This is a genomic window from Mycobacterium sp. E342, assembly GCF_001667665.1.
In the GTDB taxonomy this organism is placed as follows: Bacteria; Actinomycetota; Actinomycetes; order Mycobacteriales; family Mycobacteriaceae; genus Mycobacterium.
Genome location: NZ_LZJM01000240.1, coordinates 19639 through 37348, shown reverse-complemented (window position 1 = coordinate 37348; position 17710 = coordinate 19639). Strand labels below are relative to the sequence as shown.

The window sequence follows — 17710 nt, the reverse complement described above, 5'->3', positions numbered from 1 at the left end:
GGCGCCGGGGGGATGACGCCGCCAGGACGGAAAGGACGCCAGATGCAGGGACTCGTACTGCAGCTGACGCGTGCCGGATTTTTGATGTTGTTGTGGGTATTCATCTGGTCCGTGTTGCGGATCTTGCGGACCGATATCTACGCCCCCACCGGCGCCGTCATGGTTCGCCGGGGCTTGGCGTTGCGCAGCACCCTGCTGCCGTCGCGGCAACGCCGGCACGCCGCGCGCTACCTGGTGGTGACCGAGGGGGCGTTGGCCGGTGCCCGCATCACACTCAGCGGGCAACCGGTGTTGATCGGGCGGGCTGACGACTCGACCCTGGTGCTCACCGACGACTACGCCTCGACCCGGCACGCCCGGCTATCTCAGCGCGGTTCGGAATGGTACGTCGAGGATCTAGGATCGACCAACGGCACTTACCTTGACAGGGCAAAGGTGACGACTGCGGTACGAGTTCCCATAGGGACGCCGATTCGGATCGGCAAGACGGCGATCGAGCTGCGCCCGTGACCCTGGTCCTGCGATACGCCGCGCGCAGCGATCGCGGCTTGGTGCGCGCCAACAACGAAGACTCCGTATACGCCGGTGCGCGGCTGCTCGCCCTGGCCGACGGCATGGGCGGCCACGCCGCGGGCGAGGTCGCCTCCCAGCTGGTGATCGCCGCGCTGGCCCACCTTGACGACGACGAACCCGGCGGCGACCTGCTGGCCAAGCTCGACGCCGCGGTGCGCGCCGGCAATGCCGCCATCGCGGCGCAAGTGGAGGCGGAGCCCGAACTCGAGGGCATGGGCACCACGCTCACCGCGATCCTGTTCGCAGGCGACCGGATTGGCTTGGTACACATCGGCGATTCGCGCGGCTATCTGCTGCGTGACGGTGAACTGACGCAAATCACCAAGGACGACACCTTCGTTCAGACCCTGGTCGACGAGGGCCGCATTACCCGCGAAGAGGCACACAGCCACCCGCAGCGGTCGCTGATCATGCGCGCCCTGACCGGTCACGAGGTCGAACCCACACTGACCATGCGCGAGGCGCGGGCCGGCGACCGCTACCTGCTCTGCTCCGACGGGCTCAGCGACCCGGTCAGCGACGAGACCATCCTCGAAGCCCTGCAGATCCCAGACGTGGCCGAGGCCGCCTACCGCCTCATCGAGCTGGCGCTGCGCGGCGGCGGTCCGGACAACGTGACCGTGGTGGTCGCCGACGTCGTCGACTACGACTACGGCCAAACCCAACCGATTCTTGCCGGCGCGGTTTCGGGTGACGACGACCAGATGACGTTGCCCAACACCTCCGCGGGCCGTGCCTCCGCGATCAGGCCTCGCGAAGAGGCCGCGAAACGCGTTGCGCCCCAACCAGAAACCCCAAGCCGACCGCGCTGGCCGCGGCGGCGGATGTTCTTCGTCGTGACGTTGGCGGTGTTGTTCGTTCTGTCGGGCCTGGCCATCGCGTGGTGGGTGATCCAGCGCAACTATTACGTCACCGAATACGACGGCAAGGTCTCGATAGTCCGCGGAATTCAGGGATCATTGTTGGGTCTGCCGCTGCAGGAGCCCTATCTGGTCGGCTGCCTGAGCGCGCGCAACGAGCTGTCGCTGATCAGTTACGGCCAGTCCGGTCACTCGAACTGTCAGCTGATGACGCTGCGGGACTTGCGCCGTCCCGGGCAGGTCCAGGTGCAGACCGGGCTGCCGGGCGGCAGCCTGGACCAGGCCGAGTCACAGCTCCGGCAATTGCTGGCCGAATACCTGCTGCCCACCTGTCCTTCGCCGCGCGCCACGTCGCCGCCGGGCGCCCCGGGCCCCGGGAGCGGCACCCCCGAGTCAAGCGTCGCGGCATCGCCAGCATCAACCACTCCACCTACCACCGCTTCTCCCGGCCCCAGCGCCCCGGCCCCCACCAGCACCGCAGCCGGCCCCGCGACCCCTTCGCCGGTGGGCCCCACGACCACTTCCCAGACGGTCACCGCGCTTCCTGCGCCTCCACTCCAACCGGGCATTGACTGCCGGACAGTGGCATGACCACACAACTCCAGCCGCCCGTCGCTGTCACGCCGCCGCTGCCCACTCGTCGCAACGCCGAGCTGCTGCTGCTGTGCTTCGCCGCGGCCATCACCGTCGCCGCGCTGCTGATCGTAGAGGCCAACCAGGACCGCGAAATGCACTGGAACGTCATCAGCTATGGGCTGGTGTTCCTGCTCGTGTTCGGTTCGGCGCACATGGCCATCAGGCGCTTCGCGCCCTATACCGACCCGCTGCTGTTGCCAATTGTGGCGCTGCTCAACGGACTTGGCCTGGTGATGATCCACCGGCTCGACCTCGTCAACAACCAGATGAGCGGCCACCATCACCCCAGCGCCACCCAGCAGATGCTGTGGACGGTGGTCGGGGTCATCACGTTCGCGCTCGTGGTCACGTTTCTCAAAGACCATCGACAGCTGGCACGGTACGGCTACATATGCGGGATCACCGGCCTGGTCCTGCTGGTCATTCCCGCGCTGTTGCCGGCATCGCTGTCTGAGCAGAACGGCGCGAAGATCTGGATTCGCTTCCCCGGCTTCTCGTTTCAGCCCGCCGAGTTCTCCAAGATCTTGCTGCTGATCTTCTTCTCCGCCGTGCTGATCGCCAAGCGGGGCCTATTCAACAGCGTCGGAAAGCATTTCATGGGCCTGACCCTGCCGCGCCCACGCGACCTCGCGCCACTGCTGGCCGCGTGGGTGATCTCGGTGGGAGTGATGGCCTTCGAGAAGGACCTCGGCACCTCGCTGCTGCTCTATGCGTCGTTCTTGGTCGTGGTTTACCTTGCGACACAACGGTTCAGCTGGGTTGTGATCGGCCTGGTGCTGTTCGCGGTGGGCAGCGTCATCGCGTATTTCATCTTCGCGCACGTGCGGGTCCGCGTGCAGATGTGGTGGGACCCGTTCTCCGACCCCGACGGCAGCGGCTACCAGATCGTGCAGTCGCTGTTCAGTTTCGCCACGGGCGGCATCTTCGGCACCGGGCTCGGCAACGGCCAACCCGACACCGTGCCGGCCGCGTCGACCGACTTCATCATCGCGGCGTTCGGTGAAGAGCTCGGACTGGTCGGATTCGCCAGCATCTTGATGCTCTACACCATCGTCATCATCCGTGGCATGCGCACCGCGATCGCGACGCGGGACAGCTTCGGCAAACTGCTGGCCGCGGGTCTCGCCTCCACCCTGGCCATCCAGTTGTTCATCGTCGTCGGTGGCGTCACGCAACTCATCCCGCTGACCGGGCTGACCACGCCGTGGATGTCCTACGGCGGATCATCGCTGCTCGCCAATTACATACTGCTGGCCATCCTCGCTCGCATCTCGCACAGCGCGCGGCACCCCCTGCGCGGCCGCGATCGCAAGGACGCCCCGATCGCGGCGGCCAAGACCGAGGTGATCGAGAAGGTATGAACACCTCGCTGCGCCGCATCTCGCTCACGGTCATGGCGTTGATCGTGCTGCTGCTGCTCAACGCCACCATGACGCAGGTGTTCGCCGCCGACTCGCTGCGGGCCGACCCGCGCAATCAGCGGGTCCTGCTGGACGAGTATTCGCGGCAGCGCGGCCAGATCGTCGCCGGCGGCCAACTGCTGGCCTACTCGGTGGCCACCGACAGCCGGTTCCGCTTTCTGCGGGTCTATCCCAATCCCGCCGTCTACGCGCCGCTCACCGGCTTCTACTCCCTGCGCTATTCCAGCACCGGCCTGGAGCGTGCCGAGGACCCGCTGCTGAACGGCTCGGACGAGCGGCTGTTCGGGCGCCGGCTGGCCGACTTCTTCACCGGCCGCGATCCGCGCGGCGGCAACGTCGACACCACCATCCGGCCGCGGGTCCAGCAGGCCGGGTGGGATGCGATGCAGCAGGGCTGCGGCGGGCCGCCGTGCAAGGGCGCCGTCGTCGCCCTCGAGCCGTCCACCGGCAAGATCCTGGCCATGGTCTCATCGCCGTCGTATGACCCCAATCTGCTCGCGTCGCACGATCCTCAGGTGCAGGCGCAGGCGTGGCAGCGGCTACGCGACGACCCCGACAACCCGCTGACCAACCGCGCCATCTCGGAGACCTACCCGCCCGGCTCCACGTTCAAAGTGGTCACCACCGCGGCGGCGCTGGAGGCCGGTGCGACCGACGCCGAGCAGTTGACCGCGGCGGCGTCCATTCAGCTTCCGGACAGCACCGCGACGCTGGAGAACTACGGCGGCCAGCCCTGTGGCAATGAGCTCACAGTGTCGCTCAAACAGGCGTTCGCCCTGTCGTGCAACACGGCGTTCGTCCAGCTCGGCATCCACACCGGCTCGGATGCGCTGCGCAGTATGGCGCGCTCGTTCGGTCTGGACACCACACCGAGCGTGATCCCGCTGCAGGTCGCCGAGTCGACGGTCGGGATCATCCCGGACGCAGCCGCGCTGGGCATGTCCAGCATCGGCCAAAAAGATGTCGCGCTGACACCGCTGGAGAACGCTCAGATCGCCGCGACCATCGCGAACGACGGCATCACGATGCAGCCCTACCTGATCGACAGCCTCAAGGGCCCCGACCTGGCGAACATCAGCACGACCGTTCCGTATCAGCAGCGCCGCGCGGTGTCACCCCAGGTCGCCGCTAAGCTAACAGAGCTGATGGTCGGCGCCGAGAAGGTCGCGCAGCAGAAAGGGGCCATTCCCGGCGTGCAGATCGCATCCAAGACCGGTACCGCAGAGCATGGCACCGATCCGCGAAATACGCCGCCGCACGCGTGGTACATCGCCTTCGCGCCCGCGCAGACGCCCAAAGTCGCCGTGGCAGTGTTGGTGGAGAATGGCGGCGACCGCCTGTCCGCGACGGGAGGTGCACTCGCCGCGCCGATCGGACGGGCTGTGATCCAAGCCGCGCTACAGGGAGGACCATGAGCCCGCGAGTTGGTGTGACGCTGTCTGGCAGATACCGCCTGCAGCGCCTGATCGCCACCGGTGGCATGGGCCAAGTCTGGGAGGCCGTGGACAGCCGGCTGGGCCGGCGCGTCGCGGTCAAGGTGCTCAAGCAGGAGTTCTCCCAGGACCCGGAATTCATCGAGCGGTTCCGCGCCGAGGCGCGCACCACCGCCATGCTGAACCACCCCGGCATCGCCCAGGTCCACGACTACGGCGAGAGCCAGCTGGACGGGGAGGGCCGTACCGCCTACCTGGTGATGGAGCTGGTCAATGGCGAGCCGCTGAACTCGGTGCTCAAGCGCACCGGCCGGCTGTCGCTGCGGCACGCACTGGACATGCTCGAGCAGACCGGCCGGGCCCTGCAGGTCGCGCACGCCGCGGGCTTGGTGCACCGCGACGTCAAACCGGGCAACATCCTGATCACCCCGACCGGCCAGGTCAAGATCACCGACTTCGGTATCGCCAAGGCCGTCGACGCCGCGCCGGTCACCCAGACCGGGATGGTCATGGGCACCGCCCAGTACATCGCCCCCGAACAGGCCCTCGGGCACGACGCGACCCCCGCCAGCGACGTGTACTCGCTGGGTGTCGTCGGCTACGAGGTCGTGTCGGGCAAGCGGCCCTTCACCGGTGACGGCGCCCTGACGGTGGCGATGAAGCACATCAAGGAGCCCCCGCCCCCGCTGCCCGCCGAGCTGCCGCCCAACGTGCGGGAGCTCATCGAGATCACGCTGGTCAAGAATCCCGCGATGCGTTACCGCAGCGGCGGCCCCTTCGCCGACGCCGTGGCCGCGGTGCGGGCCGGCCGCCGCCCGCCGCGGCCCAGCCAGTCGCCGCCCCCCGGGCGCGCGTCACCGGCGGCCATCCCGTCCAGCCCGACGACCAGGGCGGCCGCCGTCACCAGCACTCGGGCCGCGGCCCCGCGCCGGTCCCGGCCGGCCACCGGCGGTCACCGCCCACCCCCGGCGCGGCGCACCTTCTCCTCGGGTCAGCGCGCGTTGTTGTGGGCCGCCGGGGTGCTGGGGGCGCTGGCGATCATCATCGCGGTGCTCATCGTCATCAATTCCCGCGCGGACACCCAGCAGCCGCCGCCTCCGACGGTCACCGACACCGGCGGTCCGCCGGCGCCACCGGCGAGCAAGACCCCGAGCGGTTCCGCGCCCGGCCCCGCGCTGCGGCTCAATTGGACGGATCGCGCGACGATAGGTAATTCTGGACTGCAACGAGGGCCGGCCGAGCGCGGGTGGGGTGAACGACCGGCGCCCAGCGTCTCACCGGCCCGACACGAGATACCACGATGACCACCCCTCAGCACCTGTCTGACCGCTATGAACTGGGCGAAATCCTCGGATTCGGGGGTATGTCCGAGGTTCACCTGGCCCGCGATGTCCGGCTCCACCGCGATGTCGCGGTGAAAGTGCTGCGCGCCGACCTGGCCCGCGATCCCAGCTTCTATCTGCGGTTCCGCCGCGAGGCTCAGAACGCCGCCGCGCTCAATCACCCGTCGATCGTGGCGGTGTATGACACCGGCGAGGCGGAGACCCCGACGGGTCCGCTGCCCTACATCGTCATGGAGTACGTCGACGGCGTCACGCTGCGCGACATCGTGCACACCGACGGCCCGCTGCCCCCGCGGCGGGCCATCGAGATCATCGCCGACGCGTGCCAGGCGCTGAACTTCAGTCACCAGAACGGCATCATCCACCGCGACGTCAAGCCGGCGAACATCATGATCAGCAACACCAATGCGGTCAAGGTGATGGACTTCGGGATCGCCCGCGCGATCGCCGACAGCGGCAACAGCGTCACGCAGACGGCGGCAGTGATCGGGACGGCCCAGTACCTGTCGCCCGAGCAGGCCCGCGGCGACACCGTCGACGCCCGCTCCGACGTCTATTCGCTGGGGTGTGTGCTCTACGAAATCCTCACGGGCGAGCCGCCTTTCACCGGTGACTCCCCGGTCGCGGTCGCGTACCAGCACGTGCGTGAGGACCCGATTCCACCGTCGCAGCGGCACGAGGGCATCTCCGCCGACCTCGACGCGGTCGTGCTCAAGGCACTGGCCAAGAATCCGGACAACCGCTACCAGACGGCCGCCGAGATGCGCGCCGACCTGGTGCGGGTGCACAACGGCGAAACCCCCGAGGCGCCCAAGGTACTCACCGACGCCGACCGCACCTCGCTGCTTGCCACGGGCGGAAACCTGCCCGGCCACCGCCCCGATGCGCTGCCGCGGCAACCTCTCCGCCGCGTCGAGGACCGCAACGGTGGCTCGGTCGGTCGCTGGATCGTCGCGGTCGCGGCACTGGCGGTGCTGACGATCGTCGTCGTCATCGCCTTCAACACCTTCGGCGGCACCACCCGCGACGTCCAGGTACCCGACATGCGGGGCCAGGTGTCCGCCGATGCCATCGCTTCACTGCAGAACCGCGGCTTCAAGACGCGCACCCTGCAAAAGCCCGACTCGACGATCCCGCCCGACCATGTCATCAGCACCGATCCGGGCGCCAACGCGTCAGTGAGCGCGGGCGACGAGATCACCATCAACGTTTCGACCGGTCCCGAACAGCGCGAGGTGCCCGACGTTTCCTCGCTGAGTTACTCCGACGCGGTCAGCAAGCTCAAAGCGGCGGGGTTCGGCAAGTTCAAACAGGCCAATTCACCGTCGAGCCCAGAGCTGCTCGGCAAGGTGATCGGCACCAACCCGCCGGCCAACCAGACGTCGGCGATCACCAACGTGATCACCGTCATCGTCGGCTCAGGCCCCGAGACGAAGCAAGTGCCCGACGTCGCGGGCCAGACCGTCGACGTCGCGCAGAAGAATCTCACGGTCTACGGCTTCACCAAGATCACCCAGGCGCAGGTTGACAGCACCCGGCCGGCGGGTGAGGTCATCGGCACCAATCCGCCCAAGGGCCAGACGGTCCCGGTGGATTCGGTGATCGAGTTGCAGGTGTCCAAGGGCAACCAGTTCATGATGCCCGACCTGAGCGGCATGTTCTGGACGGACGCCGAGCCACGGTTACGGGCGCTGGGCTGGACCGGGGTGCTGGACAAGGGCCCCGACGTGGACGCGGGTGGCTCCCAGTCCCACCGGGTCGTGTATCAGAACCCGCCGGCCGGCACAGGCTGTAACCGCGACGGCATCATCACGCTGAAGTTCGGCCAGTAGCGGCCGGGTCGGCCGGGAAGTAGGGCTGCACCGCGGCGCGGACCTCGTTCTCGAGCCGGCGGACCAGCGTGTCGTTGCGGGCCCAGCCGCAGTACGCCAGCCAGTTCGCCAGCATCCGGTGTCCGCCCTCGGTCAGGATCGACTCCGGGTGGAACTGCACACCGTGAATGGGCAACTCGCTGTGTCGCACGCCCATGATGACGCCGCCGCGGGTGCGCGCCGTCACCTCCAACACCGGGGGCAGCGACTCCGGCAGTATGGTCAGCGAGTGATAGCGGGTCGCCGTGAAGGGATCCGGAAGCCCTTGCAGCACACCGGTATTGGTGTGGAACACGCTGCTGGTCTTGCCGTGTAGCAGCTCGGGCGCGCGGTCGACGGTCGCGCCGAAGGCGACACCGATGGCCTGGTGTCCAAGGCACACCCCGAGCAGCGGGGTGCGCTCGGCGGCACACGCACCCACCAGAGCGATGGAAGCGCCCGCGCGTTCCGGCGTTCCCGGCCCGGGGCTGAGCAGCACACCGTCGAACCCCCTGGCGACGGCGGACTCGTCGGAGAGCCTGGCGTCGTCGTTGCGCCACACCTCGGCCTCGACGCCCAGCTGGCCCAGGTACTGCACCAGGTTGAACACGAAGCTGTCGTAGTTGTCGACGACCAGGATCCGCACCGTGCCAGGTTACCGTCCGCGGAAAGTCAGTAGCCGATGGTTCCCATGGGCTGGGCGAAATGTAGCCGGTCCGGCTCGGTGTGGCCAGCGACCTGGACGTCGGGCTTGACCTCTTCGCGGTAGCCCAGCCCGAACCGGACCACGTACTGGCGGTACAGGACGACCAGGGGAGCGGCGGCCAAGGCGGCTTGCATCGCGGCCGCGTTGCCGATCGCGGTGATCGTGTAAGGCGGGCTGTAGGTGCGCCCGTTGAGCAGCAGGGTGTTGCCGACGCAGCGGGGCACCGAGGTGGCGATGATGCGCTGGTCCTGCATCTGGATCGCCTCGGCGCCGGCGCTCCACATCGCATTGAGGACGGCCTCGATGTCCTGCTGGTGCACCACAAGATCGTCGGGGGATGCATCGCGCGGGAACCGGCCGTTGGCGTCGCGTGGGGCGTCCTCCAGGGTCACCACCAGGCCCGGCCCGTGCACCGGATTCATGCCCGCCTCGGCTGCCAGCTCGGCCGAGCGTCGCAGCATCGCCGCCAGCGCGCGATCCGAGGACCGTCCGTGCGCGGTGTCGATCTTGCCCGACAGTTCGTCGCGCTGGGCGTTGAGATGGTTCACCGACGACTGGGCCTCGCGGACCAGGTCAACCAACCGGGGGGCGTCACTGCGGCGGATCTCGGCGCCGCCGGACACCCCGTGAGTGGCGGCCAGCAGCAGCCCGGCCAACAGGCACACCACCGGGACACCGAAGCGCCACGGTGACGGGCGTCCGTCGTTCATCGGGTCTCCAATTTCCTGGTCACCACGCCAGGTGGGTTAGTCTCGTAGCCAAGCTGTGCGTGCAGCTGCGGTCTTCATCGTTGCACCCCGTCCCGCTCACCGTCTTGTTGAGGTAATCATGCCCAAGTCAAAGGTCCGCAAGAAGAACGACTTCGCCGTCAGCTCGGTCAGTCGCACGCCGGTGAAGGTGAAGGTCGGGCCGTCGAGTGTGTGGTTCGTGGCCCTGTTCGTCGGTCTCATGCTGATCGGGCTGGTCTGGCTGATGGTGTTTCAGTTAGCGGCCGTCGGCAGCCAAGCGCCCGCCGCCCTTAACTGGATGGCGCAACTGGGGCCGTGGAACTACGCCATCGCGTTCGCTTTCATGATCACTGGCTTGTTGCTGACGATGCGGTGGCACTGAGCACACGACGCGCCGGAATGAATTCATTTTTGGGTTGCTCCGTTACTGCGCCAGCAACGTTCCGACCACCCAATCACACGCGTGTGATTTATCCCCACTGTTGATAGCGTCTGTGGATAACTCCATTGCCCGTGGTCGGAGGGGTTGAGGACCGCGTGCAGCAAACGCACTGGGAGCCGCACGCGGCAGGAATCGCTGGTTGCGGGGTCGCCGGGGTTTTGATGGCTATCGCGAGTGTGACCGTAATCACAGACCCGCCCGGGCGGGCTCTGGCGGGGATTGCCGCGGCGGGTCTGATCTTGTTTGCGGGTGCGACGTGGCGCGCGCGGCCGAAGCTGGCAATTACGGCCGACGGTCTTGTGCTCCGCGGATGGTTCCGGACGCAGGTATTGCGGCCCTCCGACATCAAGATCATCCGGATCACCGAGTTCCGCCGCTACGGACGCAAACTCCGGCTCCTCGAGGTCGAGAACGCCGACGACGGGCTGGTGCTGTTCTCCCGATGGGACCTGGGGACGGATCCGCTGGAGGTGCTCGACGCACTGACGGCGGCCGGCTACGCGGGCCCTCACCCGCGCTGACCGGACCGCCGTAGGTCGGGGCCTACGAGATCGTGATCGACTCGATGACGACCGGCTCGGTGGGGCGGTCGTTGGCGTCGGTGGCCGTCGTCGAGATCGCCTCGACGACGCGCTGCGACTCCGGGTCCGTCACTTCACCGAAGATCGTGTGGCGGCGATTCAGGTGGGGCGTCTTGCCCACGGTGATGAAGAACTGGGAGCCGTTGGTGCCCGGACCCGCGTTCGCCATCGCCAGCAGGTACGGCTTGTCGAACTGCAGCTCGGGGTGGAACTCGTCGGCGAACTTGTAGCCGGGGCCGCCGCGGCCGGTTCCGGTCGGGTCGCCACCCTGGATCATGAAGCCCTGAATCACCCGGTGAAAGACCGCGCCGTCGTAGAACGGACCGGAGGACCCGCCCGAGGCGTTCTGGGTCGAGTATTCCTTGGTGCCCTGCGCCAGGCCGACGAAGTTCGCGACGGTCTTGGGCGCGTGGTTTCCGAACAGGGCGACTTTGATGTCGCCGCGGTTGGTGTGCAGCGTGGCGGTAGCGGTCTGAAAGGGGCTGTTGGTCACGGCATGAGAGTCTGCCATTACACGCGGGCCCGCCCGCACCCGGTGTCGTTCAAGCCGGCCCGCCACCGAAACCGCGTCGCGCACACAAGGGTTCCGTCGGCGTCCCTATGCTGGCAGTCTGTTCAGCACGCACAGAAAGGTGGCAGATGAGCGCGAAGGCGGATTCCCGGCTGACCCCGCGGGAGCGACTGGCCCGCGGGCTGACCTACTCGACCCTGGGGCCGGTGGACGTGACACGGGGCGTCGTCGGTCTGGGTGTCCAGTCCGCGCAGTCGACCGCAGCGCAGATTCGTCGCAAATACCAGGACGGGCGCCTGGCCAAAGAACTCGCGGCCGCGCAAGAGACGCTGGCCCAGGAGTTGGCGGCCGCCCAGGAGGTGGTGGCGGGGCTGCCGCAGGCGCTTCAGGACGCGCGCCGCGCTCAGCGCCGGACCAGGCGACCGTTGATCTTCGCCGGGGTCGCGGTCGTGGTGCTCGCCGGCGGCGCGGTCGCGTTCAGCATTGTGCGGCGCCAGGTGCGGGAGAAGCCCCAGGAGCCGCAGTCTCGGCCCCCCAGCGTTGACGTGCAGCCGCGCCTGTGATCTGTGGAGCCTAGGGGAATCGAACCCCTGACACCCGCCTTGCAAAGGCGGTGCTCTACCAACTGAGCTAAGGCCCCTCGACGTGATCGGGTGGCTGACCGGATGTGTCGTCCACCGCCACGTGCCAGACCTCGACCCCGCGTCGGTACCGCGCCACCGCCGCCGCCACAGCGATCACTGTGATTGGCAGGGCGAGTCTTACACAACGTCGTGACGGGCACATGGTTGTGGGCCTAGGAGGACTCGAACCTCCGACCTCTTCGTTATCAGCGAAGCGCTCTAACCGCCTGAGCTATAGGCCCGTACACGCGTACGGCCGAGCGACGAGATTACCGCACTCGCCGCCCCACCCCCAAAAATGCTAGTCGCGGTCGGCCAACGTCACTTCGATGCCGCCGATCAAGTCGGTGGTCAGGTTGTAGACGAAGGCGCCGATCGTGGCCATCGCGGTCAGCAGCACGATGTTGACCAAGCCGATCAGCACGGCGCCGCCGAAGATGGTCCCGCTGGACACCAGTTCGCCGCTGCTGCCGCTGGTGTTGTTCAACAGGTCGCCGACGTTGCTGTTCAGCTTCGACCACACGCCCATGCCCCCGAGCACCAAGTACAGGAACGCGACGGCGATCATCCAGACGAAGAACAGCGCGACCGAGAGCAGCAGGGACACCTTCAGCGTGCTCCACGGATCGATCCGCCGGACCTGCATGCTGGCGCGCACGGGGCCGCGCGGACGCCGGGACACCTGGGTGCGGCTGTCGCGCCCCTCCCGGTTTTCGGGGGCCGACGAACGGCCGGGCCCCTGCTGGCCCGACGGCTCGCCGGAGCGGTCGGGGGCCGTCTTGCGCTGCGGACCCCGCGGCGTCGGGCCGGACAGGTCCGGCAACTCACTGGCGTAGGCCTCCGCGGGCGGCCCGTCGCCGCGCCCCGCGGGAGCGTCGGTGTCGTGCGGCGGGGTCTTGCCCGGCGGGGGCGCGCCGCCGCCCGGGGCCGCGGTGCCGGAGACGAACCGGTTGAGCCGTGCCTCGACGCCGGTCGGCGGAGCCGACGGCCGCGCCTCGGTGGGGGGCTCGTTCTGGCGCTGGGGTGCCTGCGGGGGCCGGGCCCCCCCACGCTGCTGCCACGGCGGTGAATCACCGGCGTCCGGGGCGCGGCCGGCCTGTGCGGGCGGTGTCGCGCGGTGTATACCGGCGCGCTCGGCCGAACCATCCCCATTAAGGCCGTCGCCCTTTTTGGGGGCGCCCGGCTCGTTCGGTGAGGTCACCCCGACTCCTTACATCTCCTGCCGCGGCCGCGCGGGCGACGGCAGTCGCATTTTGTCTGGTCGGGCCGAGTCTAATTGCCCAGCTGTGGCCCGGGCCGCCCGGATTGTCACCGGTCAGCCGTCGGACTCGGTGTCGCCTTCCGCTTCCTCGACGACTTCGTCCGCGTTTTCCTCGGCATTGCGCGCGATGGCCAACAGTGTGTTGTCCTCGCCCAGGTTCATCAGCCGCACGCCCTTGGTCTGTCGTCCGGCCTTGCGGACCTGGCGCGCGGCGGTGCGAATCACGCCGCCTCCGGAGGTGATGGCGTAGAGCTCGCTGTCGTCGTCGACGATCAGCGCGCCTACCAGCCTGCCGCGCCGACGGTCGTACATCACGGTGAGCACGCCCTTGCCGCCGCGGCCCTGTACCGGGTACTCCTCGATCGCCGTGCGCTTGGCGTAGCCACCAGACGTCGCCACCAACAGGTACGTGCCTTCGCGAACCACGTTGAGCGACAACAGGTAGTCGTCGGTGTTGAACCGCATGCCCTGTACGCCGGACGTGGCGCGCCCCATCGGGCGCAGCGCCTCATCGGTGGCCGAGAACCGGATGGACTGGCCATTGGCCGACACCAGCAGCAGGTCCTCGTCCGACGAACACAGCACCGCGCCGACGAGCTCGTCGTTGTCGCGCAGGTTGATCGCCACGATCCCGCCCGACCGGTTGGAGTCGAAGTCGGTCAGCTTCGTCTTCTTGACCAGGCCGTTGCGGGTCGCCAGCACCAGGTACGGCGCGTCCTCGTAGCCGCGGATCTGAATGACCTGGGCGATGCGCTCCTCGGGCTGGAAGGCCAGCAGGTTGGCGACGTGCTGACCGCGCGCCGTCCGGGACGCCTCGGGCAGTTCGTACGCCTTGGCGCGATATACCCGGCCCTGCGTGGTGAAGAACAAGATCCAGTCGTGCGTGGAGCTGACGAAGAAGTGTCGCACGATGTCGTCCTGCTTGAGGCCGGCGCCCTGCACCCCCTTGCCGCCGCGTTTCTGGCTGCGGTAGAGGTCGGACTTGGTTCGCTTGGCATAGCCGGTCTCGGTGATGGTGACGACGACCTCCTCGCGGGCGATCAGGTCCTCGTCGTTGACGTCACCGTCGGCCGCGATGATCCGGGTACGACGGTCGTCGCCGTGCTTGTCGACGATCTCGGCGAGCTCGTCGTGAACGATCGCGCGCTGCCGTTCCGGCTTGGCCAAAATGTCTTCCAGGTCGGCGATCTCGGCCTCGATCTTGGCCAAGTCGTCGATGATGCGCTGGCGCTCCAGAGCCGCCAGCCGCCGCAGCTGCATATCGAGGATGGCCTGGGCCTGGATCTCGTCGATGTCGAGCAGCTCGATCAGGCCGGCTCGGGCGATATCGACGGTCTCCGACGCCCGGATCAGGGCGATGACTTCGTCCAACGCGTCGAGCGCCTTGACCAGGCCGCGCAGGATGTGGGCGCGTTCGTTGGCCTTGCGCAGCCGGTAGGTGGTGCGCCGGACGATGACGTCGAGTTGGTGCGCGACGTAGTAGCGGATCATCTGGTCGAGCCGCAGCGTGCGCGGCACCCCGTCGACGATCGACAACATATTCGCGCCGAAGCTGGTCTGCAGCTGGGTGTGCTTGTAGAGGTTGTTCAGCACCACCTTGGCCACCGCGTCACGCTTGATTTCGACGACGATGCGCAGGCCGACCCGATCGCTGGATTGGTCCTCGATGTTGGCGATGCCGGTAAGCCGGCCGTCGCGGACCTGCTCTGCGATCGACGTGATGAAGTTGTCGTGGTTGACCTGATAGGGCAACTCGGTGATGACGATCGAGGTGCGGCCCCGCGAATCTTCTTCTATCTCAACGACTCCGCGCATCCGGATCGATCCGCGACCGGTGGTGTAGGCATCGTGGATGCCCTGCGACCCGACGATCAGACCGTGGGTGGGGAAGTCGGGGCCCTTGACCCGCTCGCAGACTGCCGCCAGGGTGGCTTCTTCGTCGGCCTCATGGTTGTCCAGGCACCAGTAGACGGCTTCCGCCAACTCGCGCAGGTTGTGCGGCGGGATGTTGGTCGCCATGCCGACCGCGATGCCGCCGGAGCCGTTGGCCAACAGGTTGGGGAAACGGCTGGGCAGCACCGTCGGTTCCTGCACCCGGCCGTCATAGTTCGGAATGAAATCGACTGTCTCCTCGTCGATTTCACGCAGCATCTCCATGGCCAGCGGGGTCAGCCGCGCCTCGGTGTACCGCATCGCGGCCGGAGGATCGTTGCCCGGCGAGCCGAAGTTGCCCTGGCCGTCGACCAGGGGGTACCGCAGTGACCACGGCTGGGCCATGCGCACCAGGGTGTCGTAGATCGACGCGTCACCGTGGGGGTGGTAATTGCCCATCGTCTCGGCGACCGAGCGCGCGGACTTGGCATGGCTGCGGTCCGGGCGGAAGCCCGAGTCGTACATCGCATACAACACGCGGCGGTGCACCGGCTTGAGGCCGTCGCGAACCTCGGGCAATGCGCGCCCGACGATCACGCTCATCGCATAGTCGATGTAGCTACGCTGCATCTCCTGCTGGATGTCAACAGGTTCGATGCGGTCGCCGGCCTCGTCGCCCGGTGGCAGCGTGGTGTCAGTCATCTAGTCCCCTTTGTGGGTTGGCGTGCCCGACGAGTCCGTCAGACATCCAGGAAGCGAACGTCTTTGGCGTTACGGGTGATGAAGCTGCGGCGGGCATCGACGTCTTCGCCCATCAAGATGGAGAACAGCTCGTCCGCGGCCGCGGCGTCGTCCAGCGTGACCTGGCGCAGCACCCGCACCGACGGGTCCATCGTGGTCTCCCACAACTCTTTGGCGTCCATCTCACCCAGACCCTTGTACCGCTGAATGCCGTCCTCTTTGTTGATCTTCTTGCCCGACTTCAGCCCCGCCTCGAGCAGACCGTCGCGCTCGCGGTCGGAGTAGGCGAACTCAGGATCGGTGCGCTGCCACTTCAACTTGTACAGCGGCGGCTGCGCCAAGAACACGTGTCCGTTCTCGATCAATGGCCGCATGAACCGGAACAACAGGGTCAGCAGCAGCGTGGAGATGTGCTGGCCATCCACGTCGGCGTCGGCCATCAGCACGATCTTGTGGTAGCGCAGCTTGGTGATGTCGAACTCGTCGTGAATCCCGGTGCCCAGCGCGGTGATGATCGCCTGGACTTCGGTGTTCTTCAGCACCCGGTCGATGCGGGCCTTCTCGACGTTGATGATCTTGCCGCGCAACGGCAGAATCGCCTGGAACATTGAATCGCGACCGCTCTTCGCCGAGCCGCCGGCCGAATCGCCCTCCACCACATACAGTTCCGACTTGCGCGGATCGGTGGAGCGGCAGTCGGCCAGCTTGCCCGGCAGGCCGCCCAGGTCCGTGGCGCTCTTACGGCGCACCAGCTCTCGCGCCTTGCGCGCCGCGATGCGCGCCTGTGCCGACGACACCGCCTTGTTCACAACGGTTTTCGCCTCGGAGGGGTTTGCCTCGAACCAGTGCGTCAGCTGTTCGTTGCACACCCTCTGCACGAACGACTTCACCTCGGTGTTGCCCAGTTTGGTCTTGGTCTGCCCCTCGAACTGCGGCTCGGCGACCTTGACCGAGATCACCGCAGCCAAGCCTTCCCGGATGTCGTCACCGGTCAGGTTGGCGTCCTTCTCCTTGAGGAGCTTCTTGTCCTTGGCGTACTTGTTCACCACCGAGGTCAGCGCGCTGCGGAAGCCCTCCTCGTGGGTGCCGCCCTCGTGCGTGTTGATGGTGTTGGCGAAGGTGTGCACCGACTCCGAGTAGCCGCCGTTCCACTGCATGGCGATCTCGACCTCGTGGCCGGGGCCCTTTCCGTCGAAGTCGATCACGCTCTGCTGGATCGGGCTCTTCGTCCGGTTGATGTGCTTGACGAAGTCGACCAGGCCACCCGGGTAGTGGAACGTGCGGTGCTTGACCTTATGCGGCGCAGTCGATTCCGCCGCCTTCTCTTCGGCGGACTTGGGCGCCTCCGCGGTGTCGCTGACCACCTCGTCGACGACCTCGTCCTGCTCAACTCGTTCGTCGGTGAGGTTGATCGTGAGGCCCTTGTTCAGGAACGCCATCTCCTGCAGGCGCCGCGCCACGGTCTCGAAGTCATATTGGGTGGTTTCAAAGATTTCGGAATCGGCCCAGAACCGGATGGTGGTCCCGGTCTTCTTGGTGGCCTCGCCCTGCTTGAGGGTGCCAGGCACGGCGCGGTCGTAATACTGAAACCACTCGTGCCCGTCACGCTTGATGTTGACTTCCAGGCGGGTCGAGAGCGCGTTGACCACCGAGACGCCCACCCCGTGCAAGCCGCCGCTGACGGTGTAACCGCTGTTCTCGCCGCCGAACTTGCCGCCGGCGTGCAGCTGGGTCATCACCACGTCGACCGTCGGGGCGCCGGTGGCATGCATCGCCACGGGAATGCCGCGCCCGTCGTCGGCCACCTCCACACTGCCGTCGTCGAGCAGCCGCACGTCAACCCGTGTGGCGTAGCCGGCCATCGCCTCGTCCACCGAGTTGTCGACCACCTCCCAGATGAGGTGGTGCAGACCACGCTCACCGGTGGACCCGATGTACATGCCGGGACGTTTGCGGACCGCTTCCAGCCCTTCGAGCACGGTGATCGCTGAAGCGCCATATTCGTCTTGCGCCTTCTTCTTCTGGGCAGCCACGGTCGGAATGCTCTCCTTGGGGTTTCATGCGGGCGGTTCCAGTCACCGCGTCAGTCGCATCCCGCCAGTCTACCGTGATGGGCCGTCCGTACCGAT

15 protein-coding genes and 2 tRNA genes are annotated in these 17710 nt (G+C 67.3%); 9 read left to right on the top strand and 8 right to left on the bottom strand.

What is annotated here, in order from left to right:
* Window positions 1-42: 42 nt before the first annotated feature.
* Genes A5692_RS18860 through pknB form a run of 6 tightly spaced genes read left to right on the top strand, consistent with a single transcriptional unit; the run spans window position 43 to window position 8098 of the window.
* Complete coding sequence (locus tag A5692_RS18860) at window positions 43-510, top strand: FHA domain-containing protein (RefSeq protein ID WP_046183038.1); 468 nt, start codon at window positions 43-45, stop codon at window positions 508-510.
* Window positions 507-2024 (top strand): protein phosphatase 2C domain-containing protein, encoded by a 1518-nt coding sequence (locus tag A5692_RS18855; RefSeq protein WP_068058566.1) that lies wholly within the window; start codon window positions 507-509, stop codon window positions 2022-2024. Before A5692_RS18860 ends, A5692_RS18855 begins: the two co-directional genes overlap by 4 nt.
* Complete coding sequence (locus tag A5692_RS18850; RefSeq protein ID WP_068058565.1) at window positions 2021-3430, top strand: FtsW/RodA/SpoVE family cell cycle protein; 1410 nt, start codon at window positions 2021-2023, stop codon at window positions 3428-3430. Before A5692_RS18855 ends, A5692_RS18850 begins: the two co-directional genes overlap by 4 nt.
* A complete protein-coding gene (gene pbpA / locus A5692_RS18845; protein ID WP_068058563.1) occupies window positions 3427-4905 on the top strand; it encodes a D,D-transpeptidase PbpA in 1479 nt (492 codons plus the stop codon). Before A5692_RS18850 ends, pbpA begins: the two co-directional genes overlap by 4 nt.
* Entirely contained in the window at window positions 4902-6227 is a 1326-nt protein-coding gene (locus tag A5692_RS18840; RefSeq protein WP_068058561.1) for a serine/threonine-protein kinase, read from the top strand. Before pbpA ends, A5692_RS18840 begins: the two co-directional genes overlap by 4 nt.
* Window positions 6224-8098, top strand: a complete 1875-nt coding sequence (gene pknB / locus A5692_RS18835; protein WP_068058559.1) for a Stk1 family PASTA domain-containing Ser/Thr kinase — start codon at window positions 6224-6226, stop codon at window positions 8096-8098. The genes A5692_RS18840 and pknB overlap by 4 nt, the downstream gene beginning before the upstream one ends.
* Here pknB and A5692_RS18830 read toward each other — a convergent pair.
* Window positions 8076-8762, bottom strand: a complete 687-nt coding sequence (locus tag A5692_RS18830) for an aminodeoxychorismate/anthranilate synthase component II (RefSeq protein ID WP_068058557.1) — start codon at window positions 8760-8762, stop codon at window positions 8076-8078. The genes pknB and A5692_RS18830 overlap by 23 nt on opposite strands.
* 26 nt (window positions 8763-8788) lie before the next feature.
* Window positions 8789-9532: a DUF881 domain-containing protein gene (locus tag A5692_RS18825; protein WP_068058555.1), complete on the bottom strand. Its 744-nt coding sequence runs from the start codon at window positions 9530-9532 to the stop codon at window positions 8789-8791.
* Window positions 9533-9650: 118 nt separating this feature from the next.
* Between A5692_RS18825 and crgA the strand changes: the two genes are divergently transcribed.
* Together crgA and A5692_RS18815 are read left to right on the top strand one after the other, a co-directional pair.
* The gene (gene crgA, locus A5692_RS18820; protein ID WP_068058552.1) at window positions 9651-9932 is read left to right on the top strand and encodes a cell division protein CrgA; all 282 of its coding nucleotides are present in this window, start codon (window positions 9651-9653) and stop codon (window positions 9930-9932) included.
* A 155-nt stretch (window positions 9933-10087) separates the two neighbouring features.
* A complete protein-coding gene (locus A5692_RS18815) occupies window positions 10088-10513 on the top strand; it encodes a PH domain-containing protein (RefSeq protein ID WP_068058605.1) in 426 nt (141 codons plus the stop codon).
* Between the two features lie 22 nt (window positions 10514-10535).
* On the opposite strand, the gene A5692_RS18810 is transcribed toward A5692_RS18815, so the two are convergent.
* The gene (locus A5692_RS18810) at window positions 10536-11084 is read right to left on the bottom strand and encodes a peptidylprolyl isomerase (protein WP_067919596.1); all 549 of its coding nucleotides are present in this window, start codon (window positions 11082-11084) and stop codon (window positions 10536-10538) included.
* Between the two features lie 128 nt (window positions 11085-11212).
* On the opposite strand from A5692_RS18810, the gene cwsA reads away from it, so the two are divergent.
* Entirely contained in the window at window positions 11213-11647 is a 435-nt protein-coding gene (gene cwsA, locus A5692_RS18805) for a cell wall synthesis protein CwsA (RefSeq protein ID WP_068058550.1), read from the top strand.
* Between the two features lie 4 nt (window positions 11648-11651).
* Here the strand turns inward: cwsA and A5692_RS18800 are convergent.
* From A5692_RS18800 to gyrB, 5 genes are all read right to left on the bottom strand, one after another.
* Window positions 11652-11724, bottom strand: a tRNA-Ala gene (locus A5692_RS18800).
* 151 nt (window positions 11725-11875) lie between these two features.
* Window positions 11876-11949, bottom strand: a tRNA-Ile gene (locus A5692_RS18795).
* 59 nt (window positions 11950-12008) lie between these two features.
* Entirely contained in the window at window positions 12009-12908 is a 900-nt protein-coding gene (locus A5692_RS18790; protein ID WP_068058548.1) for a DUF3566 domain-containing protein, read from the bottom strand.
* 114 nt (window positions 12909-13022) lie between these two features.
* A complete protein-coding gene (gyrA, locus tag A5692_RS18785) occupies window positions 13023-15542 on the bottom strand; it encodes a DNA gyrase subunit A (RefSeq protein ID WP_068058546.1) in 2520 nt (839 codons plus the stop codon).
* 38 nt (window positions 15543-15580) lie between these two features.
* Complete coding sequence (gyrB, locus tag A5692_RS18780) at window positions 15581-17614, bottom strand: DNA topoisomerase (ATP-hydrolyzing) subunit B (protein WP_068058544.1); 2034 nt, start codon at window positions 17612-17614, stop codon at window positions 15581-15583.
* Between the last annotated feature and the right edge of the window lie 96 nt (window positions 17615-17710).

Bases quoted from the DNA above. Each gene is read 5' to 3' on its own strand.
- A5692_RS18850 (WP_068058565.1), top strand. From the start codon at position 2,021: ATGACCACACAACTCCAGCCGCCCGTCGCTGTCACGCCGCCGCTGCCC.
- crgA (WP_068058552.1), top strand. From the start codon at position 9,651: ATGCCCAAGTCAAAGGTCCGCAAGAAGAACGACTTCGCCGTCAGCTCG.
- gyrA (WP_068058546.1), bottom strand. From the start codon at position 15,542: ATGACTGACACCACGCTGCCACCGGGCGACGAGGCCGGCGACCGCATC.
- A5692_RS18840 (WP_068058561.1), top strand. From the start codon at position 4,902: ATGAGCCCGCGAGTTGGTGTGACGCTGTCTGGCAGATACCGCCTGCAG.
- pknB (WP_068058559.1), top strand. From the start codon at position 6,224: ATGACCACCCCTCAGCACCTGTCTGACCGCTATGAACTGGGCGAAATC.
- pbpA (WP_068058563.1), top strand. From the start codon at position 3,427: ATGAACACCTCGCTGCGCCGCATCTCGCTCACGGTCATGGCGTTGATC.
- A5692_RS18825 (WP_068058555.1), bottom strand. From the start codon at position 9,532: ATGAACGACGGACGCCCGTCACCGTGGCGCTTCGGTGTCCCGGTGGTG.
- A5692_RS18810 (WP_067919596.1), bottom strand. From the start codon at position 11,084: ATGGCAGACTCTCATGCCGTGACCAACAGCCCCTTTCAGACCGCTACC.
- cwsA (WP_068058550.1), top strand. From the start codon at position 11,213: ATGAGCGCGAAGGCGGATTCCCGGCTGACCCCGCGGGAGCGACTGGCC.
- A5692_RS18860 (WP_046183038.1), top strand. From the start codon at position 43: ATGCAGGGACTCGTACTGCAGCTGACGCGTGCCGGATTTTTGATGTTG.